The sequence below is a fragment of the Lacticaseibacillus hegangensis genome (assembly GCF_003946465.1).
Lineage (GTDB): Bacteria > Bacillota > Bacilli > Lactobacillales > Lactobacillaceae > Lacticaseibacillus > Lacticaseibacillus hegangensis.
This window is the reverse complement of sequence record NZ_RHOL01000014.1, coordinates 20,245-39,963: the sequence shown is the minus strand read 5'-3', so window position 1 is coordinate 39,963 and position 19,719 is coordinate 20,245. Positions and strand designations below refer to the sequence as shown.

Below are 19,719 nucleotides of genomic sequence, written 5' to 3'. Positions count from 1 at the left end.
AGAAAATCGGAGGCAGGACCATGGCAATGAGTGACACCCTGAAGGCCATTTCCGATCCGGTGCGGCGCAAGATCTTGAACCTGCTAAAGGACGAGTCTAAGCCGGCCGGCGAGATCGCGGCCCAGTTCGCCCTGACACCGGCTACGGTGTCGTACCACCTGAAGCTGCTCAAGCAGGCGAATTTGATCACCGAGCGGCGTGAGAAGAATTTTATCTACTATGACCTAAACGCCAGCGTGTTTGAGGAAGTGCTTAGCTGGATTTACAGTTTGGGAATTGGAGGCGAGTCTGATGACAAAAAATAAATGGCGGGTGCTGGCGCTGACCTCTGCCGTGATTCTGTTGACGATGCTGTACGGGGCAAGCCAATACAGTGCGCTGCCGGCGACGTTGGTGACGCACTGGGGGGTCGACAATCAGCCGAACGGGTGGATGCCCAAAACGCTGGTCGTGTACGGCCTGCCGCTGCTGATGCTGGCCGCCCACTGGTTGGCCGTTGGCACCACTTACTGGGCCAGCAGCCACGGCAAAAGTGCGGCGCGGTTTGAACGCATCACCGTGTGGATCATTCCAGTGGTGACGGTGGTCATTTACGTGGCAACGATCCGTTACGCCCTTGGCCAGGCGGTCAACATTCGGCTGTGGGCGATTGCCGTGGTCGGCGCCATCTTCATTGTGATGGGCAACTACCTGCCGACCGTGCCGGCAAGCGCGGCGCACCAAGGATGGGTCGGGGTCGGCTATCACGTGCCGTGGCAGGTGAAAAACCCCGCCGGTGCGCTGAAGGCCATGCGCGTGTTGGGGTACGTGATGGTGGCCGGCGGCGTCTTAATGCTGGTCAGTCTGTTCTTCCCACCGGTGGTTTCAGTGATTGCGTTGGTGCTGCTGATTGCCGCCATGATCGTGGTGATGCCGCTGAGCTACCGGTGGACGACGCGCACTGATAAGTAACGCTTGCCGAATGCTGACTACAGCCGGGCTTGATTTGATAGGGAGAAGCTTTAGAAGTGGAAAAATCAGGAATTTTGTTTCACAACGTTGAACGGATCCGCAAGACCCCGGCTGGCCCGCTGCTAGACCGAGTGCCTGAAACGGTGTTTGCGCAGCTGGACGAGCCGGCCACGCACACCTCGTCTGACGCCAGTGGGGTGGAGCTGCGGTTTGTGATGAACGCGCCAACCGTCACGCTCACGCTGGCGGTGGAAAAAGCCGCCGAGGCGCAGGTGGCCTACATTCGCTACGGCACGTTTCCAGGGACCTGGGCGGCCTCGTCGCGCATCTTGACCCCGCAAAAGACGACCGTCACGATCCCGCGGCCGGTCAACCTCGCCCGGTTGCAGGCACTGGCCACGCAGCAGCACTTGGCCTTTGATCCGGCGGTGGTGCGAGTCTGCCTGCCTTATTGCCGCAACTACTTTTACGGCTTCAGTGGGGACGTCGCGGTGCCAGAAACAGCGCAAATGCCGCAGCGGACCTACCTGGCGTACGGGTCTTCGATTACGCATGGGTCACTGGCCCTGAATCCGTTCGCGACGTATCCGCAGTTAGTCGCCGACCGGTTCAATGCTGATTTGCTCAACTTCGGGTTTCCAGGTTCCGCATGGCTGGAACCCGGTGTGGTCGATTACCTGGTCGGTCGTGATGACTGGCAGTTCGCCTCACTTGAAATGGGCATCAACATGCTTGGGGCCTTTTCGCCTGATGCCTTTCGGACTCGGGTACGGCGTTTCATCGCGCCATTTGCCCAAGATCCGCGCCCGGTGGTGGCCACAGACATGGTCGTGACCGACTATCCGGAGGACCCGGCCAAAGTGGCCGCCTTCCGCCGGATCGTGCGCGAGGAAACCGCCGGCAAGCTCCCGTACATCAGCGGCCTCGATTTGTTGGCCGACATGACCGCATTAAGTTCAGACCTGCTGCATCCGACTGCGCAGGGGATGACGCAAATCGCTGCGCACCTGGGTGATTTTCTTGCCAGCCAAGGCGTGGCCTGACCATCTGTCCACTAAAAAACGTGGCCACTTCAACATTGGAGTGACCACGTTTTTGTGCGTGATAATGGATGCATTAAGGCAAGTCGTTGCCTGCCGCAAAGTAGACGTCATACCATTCCTGGCGCGTCAGCGTGATGTCGCCGGCTTCGGCGATGTTGGCAATGCGCTTGGCGTTGGTGGTGCCGGCAATGACCTGAGTGCCTGGCACCCGGATCAGCCAGGCCGCCGCAATGGCACTGGAATTCGTGTGGTACTTATCAGCCAACTCCTGGAGTTTGGCGTTGAGCTTCGGGAACTTTGGGTTGTCAATGAAGACGCCCTCGAAGAAGCCGTACTGGAATGGGCTCCACGCCTGGATGGTCATGTCGTGCAGCTGCGAGTACTCAAGAATCGACCCGTCGTGGTCAACGGAGCGGTCGTCGGTCATGTTGACATGAATACCGTTATCGATCATGCCAGTGTGGGTGACGGCAAACTGCAGTTGATTCGCGACCAGCGGCTGCTTGACGGCCTTTTTCAGCAGTTCGATCTGCATCGGGTTGCAGTTGGACACGCCGAAGTGGCGCACTTTGCCGGCGGCTTGCAGCGCGTCAAAGGCCTCGGCCACTTCCTCCGGCGCCATCAAGGCGTCTGGCCGGTGCAGCAGCAGGACGTCCAGGTAGTCGAGGCCGAGGCGTTTCAGTGAGTCGTCAACGGCTTCGGTGATGTGCTGCTTGGAAAAGTCGTAGCGCTTGCCAGGAACGATGCCGACCTTGCTTTGGACGATGACGTCATCGCGAGAGAAGCTGGCGTTTTTCAGCGCTTGGCCGAACAGGGTCTCGGCCTTGCCGCCATCGTAAATGTCGGCGTTGTCGAAAAAGTTCACGCCGGCGTCATGGGCGCTTTCCAGCAGGGTCGTGGCTTCATCCACGTTCAGCTTGGTGATACGCATGACGCCCAGGGCAACGGCGGAGACGGACACGCCGACGCCGCCAAGATTCAGATGTTTCATTGAAAAAATCCCTCCTTCAGTGGGTCTCGACCGCAAGCGGCCGGACCAATGCTTCTTCACATTAGCACACCTGCACGGCTTTTGAAAGCTGTTACATACGGGCCCGGCCCATTCGCAGAACGCCGTGAAAATGCTATGATTGAAACCAGAAAGAGGGGGAGTAACATGGCAGTTTCTGAACGCGGCTTTGTCGTGATTGGCGCCCAGTTTGTCTTTTTCAGCATTACGGATCTGCGTACGCTCAAGGAAGTCGAGCGCGGCTCTTACCCGGTCGCCACGGGCGAGGATATTTACGCCACCCACGAGATCGAGCCGGAAACTGTCGATCAGCTGGTGGTGGCGCTTCAGACTATCGATCGGCTGATGAAGGACTACGGCGTCCGCGACGTGCAAGTCGTCGGCAGCCACAGTTTCTTCGAGGCGGAAAACGCCCAGTTCATTCGTGATCAGCTGCAAAGCCGCACCGGTTTGGTGGTCTCGACACTGACCCTCTCGGAAGAGTCGTTCTACCGGACCCAGGCGGTGCTGGGCAAGTTTCCCAATTTCAACCAGGTCACCAAGGACGGCACGGTGCTGATCGATATTTCCAGCGGCTCGGCTGAGCTGACCGCCTTTGCCGACGGGGACTTCGGCTTCTCCCGCAACCTGTCGCTCGGCCCGCTCCGTGTGTTCGAGGTGATGGCCGATTTGCAGCGGACGGTGCCCAACCCGGTCGAGGTCATGCGCGACTTCATCGATTCGCGGCTGGCGGATTTTATGCGCCTTTTGCCCAAGAATCAGCATTATCCGCATGTGATCTTGATGGGCTCGGCGCTGTCGGTGTTCAGCGCCTTGATCCCCACCGGCGCCGACACTGTGGAAATCGACCGCGACGGCTTCAAGCTGCTGTACCAGGAAATCACCCATGCGTCGGACCAGTACCTCAGCGAGCAGTACGACCTGACGCCGACGGAAATCGCGCAGGTGCTGCCGACGGTGCTGCTGGTCTACCGCCTGATCAAGTCGCTGAACTCGGATGAGATTTGGATCTCGGACCTCAAGCTGCTGGACGGCCTGGAGGTCAACGCGGCGTCTGAGTCGGGCTCCAAGGCCGTCAACATCGATTCGGACCACGAGATTCTGATCTCCGCGCGCAACCTGGCGGAGCGGTACATGGTCGATCCCAAGCACCGCGACTTCACCGTGAAGTACGCGCTGCAGCTGTTCGACCGGCTGAAAAAACTGCACGGGCTGGGCAAGCGTGAGCGCCTGCTGCTAGAGATTGCGGCCACGGTGACCGACGTTGGCGCGTACGTGGACACCCACAAGCACTACGAGCACTCGGACTACATTATTCAGGCCTCGGAGCTGATCGGGCTGACTGCGGCCGAGCAGCGGATGGTGGCGACTATCGCGCGCTACCACTCGAGCGACACGCCGCAGACAGATTTGTCTGATTTAACCGAGCTGAACGCGAACCGCCGGCTGGTGATCGCCAAGCTGACCGCACTGCTGCGGGTGGCCGACGCCCTGGACGCCTCGCGCCAGCAGAAAATTGAAAAGCTGCGCGTCTCGCTGCAAAAAGACCGCGTGCTGTTGACAGTCACTGCGAGTGATGACGTCGAACTGGAGCGCTGGTCGCTGCGGACCAAAGGGGCGTTTTTCGCCGCCGTGTACGGGTTGCCGATTGAATTGAAAGGAAAGACTCGGCTATGAGCAAAAAAGGTGTCGATTTCGCAGATCCTAAGCATTTTACCAACCGCGAGCTGAGCTGGCTGGCATTTAACGACCGCGTGCTGGAAGAGGCACGCGACAAGACCAATCCGCTGCTGGAACGCGTGCGCTTCTTGGCGATCACGCAAAGCAACCTGGACGAATTTTTCAACGTGCGCGTGGCTAGTTTGCGCAAAATGGTCGCCGTTAATTACGGCGAGCCAGACGCGGCAGGACTGACGCCATCGCAGCAACTGGCGGGCATCGCCAAGGACGCGCACGCGATGGTGGAGAAGCAGTACTCGACCTGGACGCGCTCGCTTTCCCCGCGGCTGGATGAGCTGAACATTCGCCTGCTGACACCGGACCAGCTCTCACCGCGCCAGGTGGAATTTTGCCGCGACTACTTCGAGCAGGAGCTGTACCCAGTCCTGACCCCGATGGGCGTTGACCCGACCCGCCCGTTCCCGTTTTTGGCCAACAACTCGCTCAACTTGGCGATCAGGCTGCAGCGGCCCGAGGACGAAGGCAAGGACGACAAGGACGAGAAGAATCGCAGTTTTGCCATGGTGCAAGTGCCGGATGTCTTTCCGCGCGTCCTGCGGCTGCCAGACGGCGACAACGACTTCATTTTACTGGAAAATGTCATCAGCAAGCACCTGGGGGCGCTGTTTGTCGGCGCAAAGATCCGCGAAACCGCGCTGTTTCGGGTGACGCGCGATATGGACCTCGATGTGGCCGAAGAGGACGCCTCTGACCTGATGAAGGAGATCCAGTCCCAGCTGAAAAAGCGCCAGCGTGGCAAGGTCATGCGCCTGGAAATCGACGCGGACATGAGTAAGTACTTGAAAAAACGCCTGATCAAAGGCCTGGGCGTGGAAAAGGAAAACGACATCTACGCCATCAAGGGCCCCATCGATTTGAACGTGCTGTCCAAGCTGGTCAAGCAGGTCCGCGGCCATGACGAGCTGCTTTACCCGCCATTTACGCCTTACCTGGACCAGCATCTGGTCTCTGGCAATTTGTTCGATCAGATTCGCGACCACGACATTTTCATGCAGCACCCGTACGACTCGTTCACGCCGGTGGTGGAATTCATTCACCAGGCCGCCCAGGACCCGCAGGTGCTCGCCGTGAAAATGACCCTGTACCGCGTGTCGTCCAAGTCGCCGATCATTTCCTACCTGAAGCTGGCCGCGCAAAATGGCAAGCAGGTGACCGTGCTGGTCGAACTCAAGGCGCGCTTTGACGAGGAAAACAACGTGCACTGGGCGCAGGAACTCGAGCGGGCCGGCTGCCACGTCATCTACGGTCTGGTCGGGCTCAAGACGCACAGCAAGCTCGCTTTGGTCGTGCGCCGCGACGAGGACGGCATCCGCCGCTACATGCACATGGCGACCGGGAACTACAACGATGTCACTGCGCGCGTCTACACGGACATGGGTCTGTTCACCGCCGACACCGAAATGGGCACCGACGCCTCGAACATTTTCAACATGCTGTCGGGCTTCTCGGAGCCGGCGTACTTTAACAAGCTGGTGATCGCGCCGCTGGGCATTCGCGACTTTCTGAAGGAGCGCATCGCCGAGGAAATCAGCGAGGCCAAGGCGGGCCGGCCGGCGGAGATCCGCATGAAAATGAACTCGCTGTCCGACACCGAAATGATCTTGGCGCTGTACCAGGCGTCTGCGGCCGGGGTGAAGATTCACCTGCTGGTGCGCGGTATTTGCAATCTCAAAGTCGGTATTCCGGGCGTTTCGGACAACATCACAGTGCACTCGATCGTCGGCCGGTTCTTGGAGCACAGCCGGATCTACTACTTTTATGCAGGCGGGGCCGAGCACCTATATCTGTCGTCAGCCGATCTGATGAAGCGCAACTTGTCTCGGCGGGTGGAGCTGCTGTTCCCGATTCTGCAGGACGACATCCACGCACGCATCTTGCAGATTTATCAAACCCTGTGGGACGACAACGTGAAAACGCGGGTGCTCCAGCCCGACAACAGCTGGGCGCGCGTCGACCGGCGCGGCGTCAACCCGCAAAACGCCCAGGCGACCTTCCTGGCAGAAGCCGCGGCCAAAACTGCGGTGCAGGCTGTCAGCAAGCAAGAACAAGCACCGGCAGATCCGACCAGTGCACGGCACTTCACGCCGCTGACGGCCCCGCTGGATGAGGAGGAGACTAAATGACCTATTACGGCGTGATCGACTTGGGCTCCAATTCGGCGCGGCTTTCGATTTGGCAAATCGATGCCAACAACAATCCCAAGGAAGTCGTCAAACTCAAGGACATGGTGCGCCTGTCTGAGGGGATGGGGCCGGCGCGCACGCTGAAGGAGCCGGCGATTGCGCGCACCATTGCGGCGCTCAAGCGCTTTGGCGAGGCCATCAAACCCTTTGCGCCGCTGACGCTGGAGGTGCTGGCCACGGCGGCCACGCGCAATGCCGTCAATCAAAAGGCCTTTGTGGCGCGCGTCCAGGCTGAAACCGGACTGGCGGTCACGGTGATCACCGGCGAACGGGAGGCCGAGCTGGACTACCTGGGCGTGGTCAACACGCTGCCGATTCAAAACGCGCTGATCATGGACACCGGCGGCGGGTCGACGGAGCTGGCCTTGGTGCAAAACCGCAAGCTGATCCACCGGGTCTCGCTGCCAGTCGGCGCGGTCAATCTGTCCGAGCAGTACATCCAAGCAGACCGGGTGACGCCGGCAGAGCTGTTCAACTTGACCACCTCGTTTACGACAATGCTCAACGGCATCTGGTGGCTGCGTAAGGCGCTCAACTTGCCAATTGTCGCCCTTGGCGGCTCCAACCGCACGCTGGCCAAGATCCAGCGGCGGCGGGAGGGGCTCGGCAGCTACGAGGACATTCACGGCTACCGCATGTCGACCGTCGCGGCCAACGCGATTTACGCCGACATTCTGGGCAAGGACCTTGCCGAGCGCAAGGAGGTGCCAGGGCTTTCCCGCGAGCGTGCCGACATCATCATCGGCGGGCTGACGCCGGTGATCACCATGCTGCGCTACATCGACTGCGACCGCCTGCTGTTTTCCCAAAACGGGCTGCGGGAAGGGGCGCTGTACACGTACCTGAACCAGGCCGAGGCGGCCATCGCCGACTAACAGAACTGTCACGGATTGCCAAAGCTTTACTTAAAAGCCGACCAAATGCGCGTGCATCGGGTCGGCTTTTGGTATAAATAGGGTATCAATCACGAATGGAGCAATTATCATGAAAAAATGGTTACTTGCACTTGCTGCGGCTGCCGCGCTTGCGGTGGGCGTCAGCGTCAGCCAAAGCACGCCGGTGCGCGCCGATGAAACCTGGACGCCGGTGGCGACGCTGGGGGTCTCCCTGACGCCGGATCAAAAATCCGGCACGCTGAGTACTTTGGAAAACGCCGCGAACGTGACAAATGTTTCCCAGCTGACGGTGAACGGCAGCACGCTGGTCAAGTACCTCAACCCGGCCGGCTCTTCGTTTACGGCGAGCTCCGGGGTCTGGTCCAGCGCGCTGGTGCAAAAAACCAGCAGCGGCGGCATCAACGTCCAAATCGTCAATTACAATGGCGTCAACAACATCACGACCATTACGGCTGACCAGTACCGCAACGCGGCGTTGACCGCAGGGGTGACCAATGCCAACATTTTCATCACCAGTGCGGTGCGGATCGACGGCTCCGGCGCTCTGGCCGGGGTCTACGCGGCCTTTGCCCAAAACGGCGAGACGCTAAATTCAGCGCAGATCGCTGCAGCTCAGGATGAGGTCAACACGCTGTCGGGCATCACGCAGGCCAACAAGGACCAAAGCGGGTACTCCGACAAACAGCTGAACAATGCCGTCGCGGGGATGAAGTCCCAGATGGCCAGCCAGAGTAACAACGGCAGTCAGACGCTGTCGCAAAACCAAATCGGCAACATCGTCGACAGTCAGCTGAAGCAGAACAACCTGACCCAGATCATCAACAACAACCAGCGGACGCAAATCATCAATTTGCTGGTGAAGATTCAAGATTCTGGGGCATTGAAAGGGAATGATTTTAAGACCCAAGCCAATCAGCTGGCGTCCAGCATCCAAAACAGCGCCAAAGGCCTGTTCAGCAAGCTGAAGAGTTTGGACACCCCGGAAAATCGCAACTTTCTGCAGCAAATCTGGGACAGCATCGTCAACTTCTTCCAGACCCTGGGCGACTGGATTCAAAGCCTGTTTAGCTAGCCAAATCAAAATCGCCTCACGGCCTTGCACGAAACTGTGCGACCGTGAGGCGATTTTTTAGTGTTGCCTGGCCTGTTGGACCACTGCGGCCCAGTCGGTACTGCTGCCGCTTAACCGAGCAGTGGCCTCAGGAATTGGGAGCAGCGCCACTGCCGCGACTTCGGTTGACTGCAAGGTGAGCGGCGCCACGGTCAGCCCGGGAACAGTGACCTGGTACACGACCTCGACCCAAGAAGCGTGCCACAGGGTCGCGACTGGCGACTGGTGGGTAAAGTCGGCGGTAATACCGAGTTCTTCTTGCAGTTCGCGCGCCGCCGCCTGGGCACTTGATTCACCGCGCAGCGCAGACCCGCCGGCGGCCAGGTCCCAGCAGCCTGGCCGGTGCAGCTTGTGCGGACTGCGCCGCTGGATTAACAGCTGACCGGTATCATCGAATACCAGAATCGCGACGGTCAGGTGAAAAAGGCCTTGCGGGACGGCGTCTTTGCGCAGCTGGGCGCCAACAATGTGAAAATGCCGGTCATAAAGATCCCAGGGTTCGTTTAACTTATCGGTGACCATTTGCCGCCTCCTATCATGGAACACCGAGTTTACGCCCTCGTGCCTGCGGACGCAAAAAGCCCCTGCGCGGGCAGGGGCTGGTCGTACTTATTCCTCAGACTTTTTGCAGACCTGATAGGTGAGTGTCACGACCTGGTCGTGTTGCATCGTCGTCTCCAGCTTCAGTGGCACATCGTGGAGATTAGTCGACACCAGGCTGATGCCATCACCCAGCAGCACTGGTGCAATGGTGATGGTCAGTTTATCAATCAAGTCGGCTTTTAGCAGGTCGGTGAAAATATCCGCGCCACCGACCAGCCAAATGTCGCCGCCTTTTTTCGCCTTGAGCTGGCGGACAAATTCAGGAATGTTGCCGGCCACCACCGTGGTGGGGTCGTCCGTGTCGTGCAGCGTGGTCGAAAAGACGTAGGACTCCTTATCCTGGTATGGGTAAGTGCCGGCCAGCTTCAGTGCGCGCTGATAGGTTTTACGCCCCATGAGCACCGTATCCACATTTTGGTAGAAGCCTTGGTAGGCATCGTCGCCCGCGTTAGAGTTCAGCTTGCGGAGCCATTCGGTGCTGCCGTTTGGTTCGGCGATGAAGCCGTCCAAACTTTCGGTCAGGTACAAGATCACATTGCGAGACATCCAACCACCCTCTTCTGTTTGATTACGTTAATTGTATCACAAAAGAAAGCGGTTTCTCACTGTTTCCAGAACTTACTGGCGAGACCACAGATCTTGGCTGACTTGCGCCAGAATGTGCCCCTGCATCGCGTGCCGCAGGTCAGACAACCAGTAGCCGTTTTGCAGCGCGAGGGTCGTGTCAAGCGCGAAGACCGTCAGAGTGTACGCGTGGTCGGCATTCGGCGGCTGCGGGCCGACATAGCCGGTGGCGGTGACGGGATCGGTGCTGCCGACCAGGTGACCAGACGTGGAGTTGTGGCCCTGAACCATTTTCAGTGTGCCTTGGTGGCTGGCGTCATCGGGGATGAGCGTGGTGCCTGCGGGGATGTTGGCCGCGGTCCAGTGGATCCACGGAAAGCCGGAAACGGGCACGGCATCGTAATCGATCAGCCATAGGGCAAACGACTGCGTGCCTGCTGGCGCCTCGCTGATCGCGATGGGGAAGCTGCGCGTTGGCGTGCCTTGGTGCTTATCGCTTTCGTCGGCGTACTTGCCGTAGCAATCGGCGAGATAACCATTAGTCGTGGGAACTGTTACTTTCATTGTTTATTGCCTCCTGTTTGCGTTAACTTAAGAGTAACACGAACCGGGGAGGCAGGCTTACAATGGAATATGACCAGCACGTGCACACCTATTTTTCGTTCGATTCTCAGGCCCAATTTGAGGATTACCTGAACCAAACAGAGCGGCCGTTCATCACGACAGAACACCTGGAGCTGAGCAATCCCGAAGACCGCGCCAGCGATGACGAGCCTGACCAAACCGCCTACACGGCCAAGCTGCAGGCATTAAAGCGGCGGTATCCCAACCGGTTCCTGCGTGGAATCGAGTGCGGGTACTTTGCGCCGCGCCAGGCGGACCTGCAGCGCTATTTGCAGGCGCAGGACTTTGACCTGGTGCTGCTGAGTTTTCATCACGATGGGCAGTACGACTACCAGGATCCACACTTTAAAACAGTCGACCTGAAACGGCATGTGCAGACCTACTACGACCGCATGCTGGCCGGACTGCAAAGTGCCCCGTTTGGGGATGTGCTGGCGCATTTTGATTACGGCCTGCGCATCCTGGACGTGACGCCGGTGCAGCTGGAAGCCTGGGTCAAGCCCCAGCTGCAGGCGATTTTGGCGCTGGTCGTGAAGCGCGGCATGGCCTTTGAGGTCAACACCAAATCCATGTATCAGTGGGGCAATGCCGCGCTGTACGAGCTGGTGCTGCCTTGGTACCGGCAGGCGGGCGGCGAACTGGTCACCTTGGGCTCTGATGCCCACACCGCCGATAAATTTCAAACCGGGTTTGCGGAAGCGAAGACGCTGCTGCGCCGAAGCGGGTTTTCGCAGTTGGCCTTGTATCAGCACCACCGCCCGCACCTGACCGCATTTTAGGAGGGAAAACACATGAATGAACAAGTCAAATTACTGCTTGATGACGTGAAGCAGCATTACACCATGCCGGTGGACGTGGTGATCGACGGTCCGGCGTCTGGCGTCTTGACCCACACGCAGTCGTCGCAAAAGCTGCTCGCCAATGGCCATTTGGAGCTGAAGGTGGCCGACACCACCAATGTCGATTACACGCTCAGCCACGAGCTGCTGCACATGAAGCTGGTCACCGCCGGCTTTTCACCGCTGCAGTACCGGCTGGCCACCGGCGATCCAGACGTCGACCAACAGTTCTTTGCCGTTGGCACTTCGCTTTACGACTCGGTGATGCACGTGCAGATTCGCGCCGAACAGGCCAAAATGGGGCTTTTGACCGGGGAGACCATGAAGCAGCTGGGCGCCGGGGTCACGGCGTCGCTGCCCGCTGACCCGCGGCCGGACCAGCTGGTGTACTGCATTATGACGCTGCTGGACGCCTTGGTCATGTTTGAAGGCGGTAGTAAGCCCCAGCTCAAGTACTGGCAGGTCAATTATCCGGATGCCTTGCCGCTGGCCCAGGAACTGTACGCGACCATCACGTCGAAGGGCACGGCGACTCCGTTTGATTTTCGCCGCATGGTGGTGCGGATCTGGCGGCAGTTTGACCAGATTCTGCAAAAACACGGCTTCCAGGAAACGGCCAACGCAGAGTTTGCCACGCTGCCGCCGATCCTGTCCGAGCGTCAGCTGCGGCTGAACTTGAATCAGACCTACGAGATCCTGCATAGCGAAATGACGGATCGTGCGACCAAAAAGCGCGCCTACGTGGCCATGGGCAAGGGTGACCAGCAAAATGCCTTCGTCCTGCCGCTGGCCGCTCTGTCTTCGGAAGGGTTCCAGCAGCTGTATCAGACCCCGCTGAAAACGGTACTGCTTCAGTATCAGGTGGATTACGCGATCCGCGATTAAAGGAGAGTCAGCATGTTTGATCTTAAACAAGCAATTGCCGAGGCAAAGTATGTGACCTTCATGACCGGCGCCGGCGTGTCGACGGCGTCCGGTATTCCGGATTACCGCAGCAAAGGTGGGCTGTATTCCGATTTGGCCAGCCCCGAAGAGGCGCTGGCCGACGAAAACCTGCGGCATCACCACGAGGCGTTTCACGACTGGGTCGTCAAGAAAATGTATTACCCGGATGCTAAACCGAACGTAATCCACGAGAAAATGGCCGCCATCACGAACGCAAAAGGGGCCATTGTCACGCAGAATGTGGACGGCCTGCACCAAAAAGGCGGCGCCAAGCACGTCATCGAATTTCACGGCAATCTTTACAATATCTTCTGCCAGACGTGCGGCAAGCACTTTGACTACCAGACCTACCTGCAGTCGGATGTCCACCAAGAAGACGGCGGCATCCTGCGGCCAGGAATCGTGCTGTATGGCGAGCCGATTGACCCGGATGTCGTGGAACGAGCCGTTTTGGCCATCAGCCAAGCCGACCTGCTGGTAGTGGTGGGCACCAGTTTTCAGGTGTACCCGTTTGCCGGCCTGATCGGCTATGCCAAGCCCGGAGCGGTGCTGGCGGCGGTCAACCGCGAACCCATTGCCTTGCCGGCAGGCGCCCACATGGTCGTCGGTGACGCGGTGGATGTGTTTAGTCAATTATAGGAGTGATGGCATGACAAAGCAGTTAACGGTCGGTTTGGTGACCACCAAAACCGGCGTGGTGCTGATCAACCGCGCAAAGCCGCCGTACCGCGGCCTGTGGAATGGGCTGGGAGGCAAGGTGGAGCCCGGCGAAACGCCGCGCGAAGGCATGGCCCGCGAGTTTCACGAAGAATGTGGGCTGGTCCTGCCGCCGGATGTGTTTAAAGCCTGCGGACTGGTGCATTGGTACGTCGACGGGGCGCTACTAGGCGACCTGTTTTTGTTCAAGGCCGAAACCAGCCAGGAACTGACGCTGCCGATGCAGACGCGCGAGGGCATTGTGGCGGCCATGAACCCGGCATGGCTCACCGCCTCGGATAACCTGGGACTGGTCCCGGACCTGGGCGCGATGCTGCCGTATTTTGAGGCCGGCAGCAGCGTGACGCTGCGCTCAGATTTTGAAGGCTCGCGGTTCCTCGGCCTGAAGGCAGTCAGTGATGATTAACGTCGGGCTGACCGCGGTGGCGGATCATCCGGACTTGGCGAGCGGCCGCACCAGCAGCTTGGCGGATCTGGCGACCACGTTTCCGGTGGTGGAGCTGGACACCACGTACTACCACGTGCCAAGCGACCAGGTTGTGAGCCACTGGCTGCAGCAGGTGCCAAGCAGTTTCCAGTTTGTCGTCAAAGCGACGGCGGCGATGTCCGCTCACAAAGTCGAAGATCCCCATGACGCTGGGGCCGAGTTCACCGGGTTAAAACGGGCGCTGGTGCCAATGCAAGCGACCGGCCAACTGGCGGCGGTGCTGTTTCAGCTGCCGCCTTATTTTGGCGTCAGCGCCACCAACATCCGGGTGCTCAACCGCATTCGCACGCTGTACCCCGAGCTGCCGGTCGCGCTGGAGTTTCGCAACGCCGGCTGGTACTTGCCGGAGTATCGAGACCAGACGCTGGCTTTGATGCGCGAATTAAACCTGATTCACGTGGTGGTCGATGAGCCGCAAACGCCAGCCGGCAGCGTGCCGCTGGTGGCAGCTTCGACCAACTCAGAACTGTCTATCATGCGGCTGCACGGACGCAACGTGGCCGGCTGGCAGCGCGGCGGCGCCAAGTGGCGCAGCGAGCGCACTAACTACCGGTACACTCAAGAGGAGTTGCAGGCGCTGGGCCAAATCGCCAAGCAGTTGGCCAAGCAGTCCAAGCAGGTGATTGTGATTTTCAACAACAACGGTCACCATGACGCCTCGCCCAACGCGCAGCAGTTCATCAAGCTGCTGGGGCTGCATTATCAAGACCTGGGACCGCAGCAGCTGGATTTGTTCTAACGGCCTTTTGGCCTAAATGCTATACTTGATGGCATACGAGCATCCGGCGCCATTTCGCCGGGTGACTTTTTCAGGAGGCTCTTTCAATGTCAAAACCCACTTTTTATGTGACCACGCCGATTTACTATCCATCTGGTAAGCTTCACATCGGCAACGCGTACACGACCATCGCGGCCGATGTGCTGGCGCGTTACAAGCGCCTGACCGGCTACGACGTCTTTTTCCTGACCGGCACCGATGAACACGGGCTGAAAATCGAACAAAAGGCCGACGCGCTGGGCATCACCCCGCAGGCTTACGTCGACGGTATGGCGGCGCAGATCAAGCAGCTGTGGAAAATGCTCGAGATCACCAATGACAAGTTCATTCGGACCACCGACAAGGAACACGTGGCGGCGGTTCAAAAAATCGTTGAGCGCCTGATCAAACAAGGCGACGTCTACCTGGGTGAGTACACCGGCTGGTACTCGGTCGAAGACGAGGAGTACTTCACTGAATCGCAGCTGGCCGAAGTCTACCGCGACAAGGACGGCAAGGTCATCGGCGGCAAGGCGCCGTCCGGCCATGAGGTCAAGCTGGTGCACGAGCCGAGCTACTTCTTCAAGATGAGCAAGTATACGGATCGCCTGCTGAAGTACTACGACGAGCATCCCGACTTCATCCAGCCGGCGAGCCGCAAGACGGAAATGATCAATAACTTCATCAAGCCGGGCCTAGAAGACCTCGCGATGAGCCGCACCAGCTTCAACTGGGGCGTGCCGATCCCCAGCGACCCCAAGCACGTGGTTTACGTGTGGGTCGACGCCCTGCTCAACTACATCACCGCGCTGGGCTACGGGTCGGCCAATCAGGACTTGTTTGACAAGTACTGGCCGGCCGACGTCCAGCTGATCGGCAAGGAAATCGTCCGGTTCCACACCATTTACTGGCCGATTATTCTCTTTGCTCTGGACCTGCCGCTGCCGAAAAAGATTTACGGTCACGGCTGGCTGGTCATGAAAGACGGCAAGATGAGCAAGTCGAAGGGCAATGCCATTTACCCGGAGATGATCGTCAAGCGCTATGGGCTGGACGCCTTGCGCTACTACCTGATGCGCGCCATTCCGTTTGGCAACGACGGGATTTTCACGCCTGAAGACTTTATCGACCGGATCAACTTTGACCTGGCCAACGACTTGGGCAACCTGCTCAACCGGACGGTGGCCATGATCAACAAGTACGACGGTGGCGTTTTGCCGGACCTTTCGCAAACCGAGCCGACCAAGTTCGACGCTGATCTGGAGCAGGTGGCCAAGGACGCTATCGCCAAGTACGGTGACCTGATGGACAACTTGCAGTTCTCGGACGCTTTGGACGCGGCCTGGAAGCTGGTGGCCCGCGCGAATAAGTACATCGACGAAACCGAGCCGTGGAACCTGGCCAAGACGCCGGCGACCAAGAAGCAGCTTGATTCCGTGATGGGGCACCTCGCCGAAAGCTTGCGCCTCATCGCGCTGCTGATCCAGCCCGTGATGACCCACGCGCCGAAGCAAATGTTCGAGCAGCTCGGCCTGGATCCGGCCATTGACGAGCAGGAGACCCTCGAATGGGGCCACCTGCCGGCCGGCAATAAGGTCGTTGAACAGGGCACGCCAATCTTCCCGCGGCTGGACGCCGAGGAAGAAGTCGCGTACATCAAGTCCCAGATGCAGCCGCCGAAGAAGGCCGCCACAGTCGACGAAAAGACACGCAAGGGCGAGATCGAATGGAAGCAGTTCGACAAGTCCGAGATTCGCGTCGCCGAGATTCTGAACGTCGAAAAGGTCAAGAACGCCGACAAGCTCCTCAAGTTCACCCTAGATGCCGGGGATGAAGGCACGCGGCAGATCCTGTCCGGAATCGCCGAGTATTACCCTGACTTCAAACAGCTGGTGGGCAAGAAGGTACTGGCGGTCGTCAACCTGAAGCCGCGGAAGCTGAAGGGTGAAATGAGCGAAGGGATGCTCCTGTCGTCCGAGGATAATAACGGCAAGGTCACACTGCTTCAAGTGGATTCAGCCATCGAAAATGGCAGCCTGATCAGCTGATCAGGTCGAACGTCGCCTGCCGGGCGGCGTTTTTTCATGGCTGGCCGCAAAAAAGAGGCGCTGCTGGGCGCCCCTGGGGGTAAAGCGATTAATCTTCGACTTCGACCTTGGCCTGCCAAGGCGTGGCCGTTTTGGCCAGCGGCTTAGCCAACGCGGTCAGCATTTTGAACGAAGCGAGCAGGCCGTTAACCTCTTCGCCGCTGTCATGGGCAAAGTTCAGCTGTGCTTCCAGCTCTGCCGCAGTGAGCCCGGATTCGTGAAACACCAGCGGCAGGTCGGTCGCATCACTTTGCTGCTTGAACAATGAGGCTGCCTGGGTGCGGTCGTAGTCTGGTGCAGCCGGGGTTTTCACGAAGCCATCAATGTGGCTGAGAGGCACCGGCGCCGGCAGCGCCAGTACTGTGGCACCGTAGCGCGGATCGCTGAACTCGCGGGTCATCGCGATGATTGCCTCTGGCACTGTGCCTGCCGCTTCGGGGGTGGCCAGGGCCAGCACAAAGGGCAGGTGATTGGCCTTGGCCTCGGCGCCCACGCGCTCCACCAGGGCCTTTTTGCGGTCGTTGATCACCTCATCGGCATCGGCCAAGTAAGTGAGGTGCAGCAGCACGCCGTCGCCGCCGGTTTCGGCGATGCGCAGCGCACTGAGGTCGGCTTGCAGGCCGGGCAGTCGGGACGCATCCGCTGGCGCATCGTAGGTCATCAGCCGGCCGAGGGCCTCAGTGCGGTCGGTGGTGGCGGTGAGCACCTGCTGGTGGTTGGACAAAGCCGTGAGGTGGGCGAATTGGCCCGCGGTCAGTTTGACAGACATATTGATTCCTCCCAGGACAAGATTACATTTAGTGTACGCCAGCTGGGCGCCGCTGCCACAAAAAGTTTGGCCCGCGGTTTGTGGAAATTCGCCGCCCTGCGTATAATGAATTGCGACATCTAAGGAGCAACTATGAAAATTTTTGATACCCATACCCACCTGAACGATACCCCATACGCCGGCAAGGAGGCCGAGTACGTCGAAGCGGCCAAGCAGCTCGGCGTTGCGAAAATGGCTATTGTGGGCTCGAATGCTGAGCTGAACGCGGGGGCCATGCGGCTTTCCCAGCAGTTCGCCAATCTTTACGCGATCGTCGGCTGGCATCCGGATGACAGCAAGGACTACGACCAGGCAGCCGAAACCCTGCTGGAAGAACAGCTCGCAGCGCCCAAGACCATTGCGCTGGGCGAAATTGGCCTGGACTATCACTGGGACAACAGCCCCCGGGAGATCCAGCGCCGCGTGTTTCGCCGCCAGCTGGCCATTGCCCGCGAACTGCATCTGCCGGTCTCGATTCACTCGCGCGACGCGTTTGAGGACAGCTATCCGATTCTCAAGGACGCCCATGTTGGCGACTTTGGCGGCATCATGCACAGCTTTACTGGGGATGCTGAGTGGGCCAAGAAGTTCCTGGACCTCGGCATGTACATTTCGTACTCTGGGATCATCAGCTTCAAAAATGCCCCGCTGGAGCACGCAAGCGTCAAGGTGGTGCCGGCAGACCGGCTGCTGGCGGAAACAGACGCGCCGTACCTGACACCGACGCCGTACCGCGGCCGTCAGAATCAGCCGGCGTACACCCGCTACGTGGTCGAAGCCGAGGCCAAGTACCGCGAGGACACGCCGGAACACATCGCCGCTTTGACCTGGGCGAACGCCCACCGAATCTTCGGCTTGAAGGAGACAGAATGACGGCTTTTAAGCAAATCATCGTGGTCGAGGGCCGCGACGACACCAAGCGCCTGACTGAGGCGTTCGGCCCCATTGACACGATTGAAACGCGCGGCAGCGCCATTGATCAGGCGACCTTAGACCTGATCAAAAAGGCGCAGGCCACGCGCGGTGTCATTGTGCTGACTGACCCTGATTTTCCGGGCGAGAAGATCCGCAAAACCATCAGCGCGGCGGTACCAGGCGTGACTCACGCCTTTTTGCCGGTCAAAGAGGCCGTGCCTAACCACAAGGGGTCGCTGGGCGTCGAACACGCCAGTCCCGCGGCGCTGAAGGAGGCCCTGGCTCACTTGGTCACGGAGCAGCCAAACGCCACGCCGCTCTGCCCGCGCGCGGTGTTGCTTGCCGCCGGGCTGCTCGGCGGGCCCAATGCCCGGGCACGCAGAGAGCGGCTGGGGGACTTGCTGCACATTGGGTACACCAACGGTAAACAGTTGCAAAAGCGCCTGGCGCTGTTTGAGATCAGCGAAGACGCCTTCGCGGCGGCGCTGAAGCAGTTGAACAAGGAGGAGCCGCATGCCTGAACACGAGTACATCGCATCACCCAGCCGCACCAAGGAAATTTTGCAGCGTCACGGGTTTCGGTTTAAGAAGCGCCTCGGCCAGAACTTTCTGACCAACCCCAAGGTGCTGCAGCGCATCGTTGCTGCCGGCGGCGTGAGCGCAGCCGACGACGTGATCGAAATCGGTCCAGGAATTGGCGCTTTGACGGAGTTTTTGGCGGAAAGCGCCCACCAGGTGCTGGCCCTTGAAATCGATCCAAGGCTGTTGCCGGTGCTGGCGGAAACCATGGCGCCATACCCGAATGTGGCGGTGGTTGAAGCAGACGTGCTGAAGGCGGACCTGCCAGCCCTGATCGCCGAGCACTTCGATGGCCAGCACCAGCTGAAGGTCGTCGCCAATTTGCCGTATTACATTACCACGCCGATTTTGATGCACCTGATCGAGGCGCCGGTGGCGTTTGACGACATCACCGTGATGATGCAAAAAGAGGTCGCGGATCGCTTGACCGCCGCTCCCGGCAGCAAAGATTACGGCAGTCTCACCATTGGCGTGCAGCAGCGCATGGCCATTGAGGTGGCCTTCACGGTCAGCCGCACCGCCTTTGTGCCGGCGCCCAACGTGGACTCAGCCATCGTCAACTTGACGAAGCGGTCGGCGCCCTTGGCCAAGATATCGGACCAGGCGGCGTTTGACCGGCTGGTCCGAGGCAGCTTTGCCGCGCGGCGCAAGACGCTGTGGAACAACCTCACCAATTTGTTTGGCAAGGACGAGGCGGTCAAGGCCAAGCTGACGGCCGCCCTTGCGGCGGTTGGCGTGGCACCGAGTGCCCGGGCCGAGACACTGAGCATCCCGCAATTTGCGGCCTTGGCGGAAGCGCTAAAGGCGAACGGGCTGTAGGCTTGACCTAATCGGGAAAATTTGCGCGGTTTTCAATGATTC

At 59.4% G+C, this 19,719-nt stretch carries 21 protein-coding genes; 16 read left to right on the top strand and 5 right to left on the bottom strand.

All coding sequences use genetic code 11. From position 1 onward, the window contains the following. The first annotated feature begins 20 nt into the window (after positions 1-20). From EKM86_RS05775 to EKM86_RS05765, 3 genes are read left to right on the top strand one after another with little or no spacing between them, the layout of a single operon-like run. A complete protein-coding gene (locus EKM86_RS05775) occupies positions 21-305 on the top strand; it encodes an autorepressor SdpR family transcription factor (protein WP_164506182.1) in 285 nt (94 codons plus the stop codon). Beyond that, positions 292-951 carry a DUF1648 domain-containing protein gene (locus tag EKM86_RS05770; RefSeq protein WP_125755965.1) on the top strand — a complete coding sequence of 220 codons (660 nt, stop codon included), beginning with the start codon at positions 292-294 and terminating at the stop codon, positions 949-951. Before EKM86_RS05775 ends, EKM86_RS05770 begins: the two co-directional genes overlap by 14 nt. 56 nt (positions 952-1,007) lie before the next feature. Further along, on the top strand, positions 1,008-1,994 hold the full coding sequence (locus EKM86_RS05765) for a GDSL-type esterase/lipase family protein (protein ID WP_125755963.1): 987 nt from the start codon (positions 1,008-1,010) through the stop codon (positions 1,992-1,994). A gap of 73 nt (positions 1,995-2,067) precedes the next feature. Here EKM86_RS05765 and EKM86_RS05760 read toward each other — a convergent pair whose 3' ends face one another. Then, positions 2,068-2,985 (bottom strand): aldo/keto reductase, encoded by a 918-nt coding sequence (locus tag EKM86_RS05760; RefSeq protein ID WP_125755961.1) that lies wholly within the window; start codon positions 2,983-2,985, stop codon positions 2,068-2,070. 165 nt (positions 2,986-3,150) lie between these two features. Between EKM86_RS05760 and EKM86_RS05755 the strand changes: the two genes are divergently transcribed. The 4 genes from EKM86_RS05755 (at position 3,151) to EKM86_RS05740 (ending at position 8,894) form a co-directional block, all read left to right on the top strand. After that, positions 3,151-4,680: a Ppx/GppA phosphatase family protein gene (locus EKM86_RS05755; RefSeq protein WP_125755959.1), complete on the top strand. Its 1,530-nt coding sequence runs from the start codon at positions 3,151-3,153 to the stop codon at positions 4,678-4,680. Then, positions 4,677-6,866 (top strand): RNA degradosome polyphosphate kinase, encoded by a 2,190-nt coding sequence (locus EKM86_RS05750; protein WP_125755957.1) that lies wholly within the window; start codon positions 4,677-4,679, stop codon positions 6,864-6,866. The genes EKM86_RS05755 and EKM86_RS05750 overlap by 4 nt, the downstream gene beginning before the upstream one ends. Next, positions 6,863-7,801, top strand: coding sequence for a Ppx/GppA family phosphatase (locus tag EKM86_RS05745; RefSeq protein WP_125755955.1), 939 nt, complete (start codon positions 6,863-6,865; stop codon positions 7,799-7,801). The genes EKM86_RS05750 and EKM86_RS05745 overlap by 4 nt, the downstream gene beginning before the upstream one ends. Before the next feature lie 109 nt (positions 7,802-7,910). After that, positions 7,911-8,894, top strand: coding sequence for a DUF1002 domain-containing protein (locus tag EKM86_RS05740; protein WP_125755953.1), 984 nt, complete (start codon positions 7,911-7,913; stop codon positions 8,892-8,894). Between the two features lie 57 nt (positions 8,895-8,951). Here the strand turns inward: EKM86_RS05740 and EKM86_RS05735 are convergent, their stop codons facing one another. The 3 genes from EKM86_RS05735 to EKM86_RS05725 all read right to left on the bottom strand — a co-directional run bounded on the left by EKM86_RS05735 (position 8,952) and on the right by EKM86_RS05725 (position 10,664). Further along, the gene (locus tag EKM86_RS05735; RefSeq protein WP_125755950.1) at positions 8,952-9,455 is read right to left on the bottom strand and encodes an NUDIX hydrolase; all 504 of its coding nucleotides are present in this window, start codon (positions 9,453-9,455) and stop codon (positions 8,952-8,954) included. Positions 9,456-9,542: 87 nt separating this feature from the next. Next, on the bottom strand, positions 9,543-10,082 hold the full coding sequence (locus tag EKM86_RS05730) for a dihydrofolate reductase family protein (protein WP_125755949.1): 540 nt from the start codon (positions 10,080-10,082) through the stop codon (positions 9,543-9,545). Positions 10,083-10,154: 72 nt separating this feature from the next. Then, a complete protein-coding gene (locus EKM86_RS05725; protein WP_125755947.1) occupies positions 10,155-10,664 on the bottom strand; it encodes a YbhB/YbcL family Raf kinase inhibitor-like protein in 510 nt (169 codons plus the stop codon). Positions 10,665-10,726: 62 nt separating this feature from the next. Between EKM86_RS05725 and EKM86_RS05720 the strand changes: the two genes are divergently transcribed. From EKM86_RS05720 to metG, 6 genes are all read left to right on the top strand, one after another. Next, complete coding sequence (locus tag EKM86_RS05720; RefSeq protein ID WP_125755945.1) at positions 10,727-11,503, top strand: PHP domain-containing protein; 777 nt, start codon at positions 10,727-10,729, stop codon at positions 11,501-11,503. Positions 11,504-11,515: 12 nt separating this feature from the next. Next, complete coding sequence (locus tag EKM86_RS05715; RefSeq protein WP_125755943.1) at positions 11,516-12,448, top strand: hypothetical protein; 933 nt, start codon at positions 11,516-11,518, stop codon at positions 12,446-12,448. 12 nt (positions 12,449-12,460) lie between these two features. Next, positions 12,461-13,147, top strand: coding sequence for an NAD-dependent protein deacylase (locus EKM86_RS05710; protein ID WP_125755941.1), 687 nt, complete (start codon positions 12,461-12,463; stop codon positions 13,145-13,147). A gap of 10 nt (positions 13,148-13,157) precedes the next feature. Further along, positions 13,158-13,631 (top strand): NUDIX domain-containing protein, encoded by a 474-nt coding sequence (locus EKM86_RS05705; RefSeq protein WP_164506181.1) that lies wholly within the window; start codon positions 13,158-13,160, stop codon positions 13,629-13,631. Further along, the gene (locus tag EKM86_RS05700; RefSeq protein ID WP_125756010.1) at positions 13,624-14,451 is read left to right on the top strand and encodes a DUF72 domain-containing protein; all 828 of its coding nucleotides are present in this window, start codon (positions 13,624-13,626) and stop codon (positions 14,449-14,451) included. Before EKM86_RS05705 ends, EKM86_RS05700 begins: the two co-directional genes overlap by 8 nt. Before the next feature lie 86 nt (positions 14,452-14,537). Next, positions 14,538-16,517 (top strand): methionine--tRNA ligase, encoded by a 1,980-nt coding sequence (gene metG / locus EKM86_RS05695; protein WP_125755938.1) that lies wholly within the window; start codon positions 14,538-14,540, stop codon positions 16,515-16,517. Between the two features lie 88 nt (positions 16,518-16,605). Here the strand turns inward: metG and EKM86_RS05690 are convergent, their stop codons facing one another. After that, the gene (locus EKM86_RS05690; protein ID WP_164506180.1) at positions 16,606-17,325 is read right to left on the bottom strand and encodes a beta/alpha barrel domain-containing protein; all 720 of its coding nucleotides are present in this window, start codon (positions 17,323-17,325) and stop codon (positions 16,606-16,608) included. Between the two features lie 132 nt (positions 17,326-17,457). Between EKM86_RS05690 and EKM86_RS05685 the strand changes: the two genes are divergently transcribed. Genes EKM86_RS05685 through rsmA form a run of 3 tightly spaced genes read left to right on the top strand, consistent with a single transcriptional unit; the run spans position 17,458 to position 19,677 of the window. Further along, positions 17,458-18,237 (top strand): TatD family hydrolase, encoded by a 780-nt coding sequence (locus EKM86_RS05685; RefSeq protein WP_125755934.1) that lies wholly within the window; start codon positions 17,458-17,460, stop codon positions 18,235-18,237. Further along, on the top strand, positions 18,234-18,800 hold the full coding sequence (gene rnmV / locus EKM86_RS05680; protein WP_125755932.1) for a ribonuclease M5: 567 nt from the start codon (positions 18,234-18,236) through the stop codon (positions 18,798-18,800). Before EKM86_RS05685 ends, rnmV begins: the two co-directional genes overlap by 4 nt. Beyond that, a complete protein-coding gene (gene rsmA, locus EKM86_RS05675) occupies positions 18,793-19,677 on the top strand; it encodes a 16S rRNA (adenine(1518)-N(6)/adenine(1519)-N(6))-dimethyltransferase RsmA (protein WP_125755930.1) in 885 nt (294 codons plus the stop codon). Before rnmV ends, rsmA begins: the two co-directional genes overlap by 8 nt. Positions 19,678-19,719 lie beyond the last annotated feature (42 nt).

Excerpts from the sequence above, each read along its gene's own strand:
- EKM86_RS05685 (WP_125755934.1), top strand. The coding sequence starts at position 17,458 with ATGAAAATTTTTGATACCCATACCCACCTGAACGATACCCCATACGCC.
- EKM86_RS05775 (WP_164506182.1), top strand. The coding sequence starts at position 21 with ATGGCAATGAGTGACACCCTGAAGGCCATTTCCGATCCGGTGCGGCGC.
- metG (WP_125755938.1), top strand. The coding sequence starts at position 14,538 with ATGTCAAAACCCACTTTTTATGTGACCACGCCGATTTACTATCCATCT.
- EKM86_RS05755 (WP_125755959.1), top strand. The coding sequence starts at position 3,151 with ATGGCAGTTTCTGAACGCGGCTTTGTCGTGATTGGCGCCCAGTTTGTC.
- EKM86_RS05745 (WP_125755955.1), top strand. The coding sequence starts at position 6,863 with ATGACCTATTACGGCGTGATCGACTTGGGCTCCAATTCGGCGCGGCTT.
- EKM86_RS05705 (WP_164506181.1), top strand. The coding sequence starts at position 13,158 with ATGACAAAGCAGTTAACGGTCGGTTTGGTGACCACCAAAACCGGCGTG.
- EKM86_RS05750 (WP_125755957.1), top strand. The coding sequence starts at position 4,677 with ATGAGCAAAAAAGGTGTCGATTTCGCAGATCCTAAGCATTTTACCAAC.
- EKM86_RS05760 (WP_125755961.1), bottom strand. The coding sequence starts at position 2,985 with ATGAAACATCTGAATCTTGGCGGCGTCGGCGTGTCCGTCTCCGCCGTT.
- EKM86_RS05720 (WP_125755945.1), top strand. The coding sequence starts at position 10,727 with ATGGAATATGACCAGCACGTGCACACCTATTTTTCGTTCGATTCTCAG.
- EKM86_RS05700 (WP_125756010.1), top strand. The coding sequence starts at position 13,624 with ATGATTAACGTCGGGCTGACCGCGGTGGCGGATCATCCGGACTTGGCG.
- EKM86_RS05735 (WP_125755950.1), bottom strand. The coding sequence starts at position 9,455 with ATGGTCACCGATAAGTTAAACGAACCCTGGGATCTTTATGACCGGCAT.
- EKM86_RS05740 (WP_125755953.1), top strand. The coding sequence starts at position 7,911 with ATGAAAAAATGGTTACTTGCACTTGCTGCGGCTGCCGCGCTTGCGGTG.
- EKM86_RS05715 (WP_125755943.1), top strand. The coding sequence starts at position 11,516 with ATGAATGAACAAGTCAAATTACTGCTTGATGACGTGAAGCAGCATTAC.
- EKM86_RS05730 (WP_125755949.1), bottom strand. The coding sequence starts at position 10,082 with ATGTCTCGCAATGTGATCTTGTACCTGACCGAAAGTTTGGACGGCTTC.
- EKM86_RS05770 (WP_125755965.1), top strand. The coding sequence starts at position 292 with ATGACAAAAAATAAATGGCGGGTGCTGGCGCTGACCTCTGCCGTGATT.
- rnmV (WP_125755932.1), top strand. The coding sequence starts at position 18,234 with ATGACGGCTTTTAAGCAAATCATCGTGGTCGAGGGCCGCGACGACACC.
- EKM86_RS05690 (WP_164506180.1), bottom strand. The coding sequence starts at position 17,325 with ATGTCTGTCAAACTGACCGCGGGCCAATTCGCCCACCTCACGGCTTTG.
- rsmA (WP_125755930.1), top strand. The coding sequence starts at position 18,793 with ATGCCTGAACACGAGTACATCGCATCACCCAGCCGCACCAAGGAAATT.
- EKM86_RS05710 (WP_125755941.1), top strand. The coding sequence starts at position 12,461 with ATGTTTGATCTTAAACAAGCAATTGCCGAGGCAAAGTATGTGACCTTC.
- EKM86_RS05725 (WP_125755947.1), bottom strand. The coding sequence starts at position 10,664 with ATGAAAGTAACAGTTCCCACGACTAATGGTTATCTCGCCGATTGCTAC.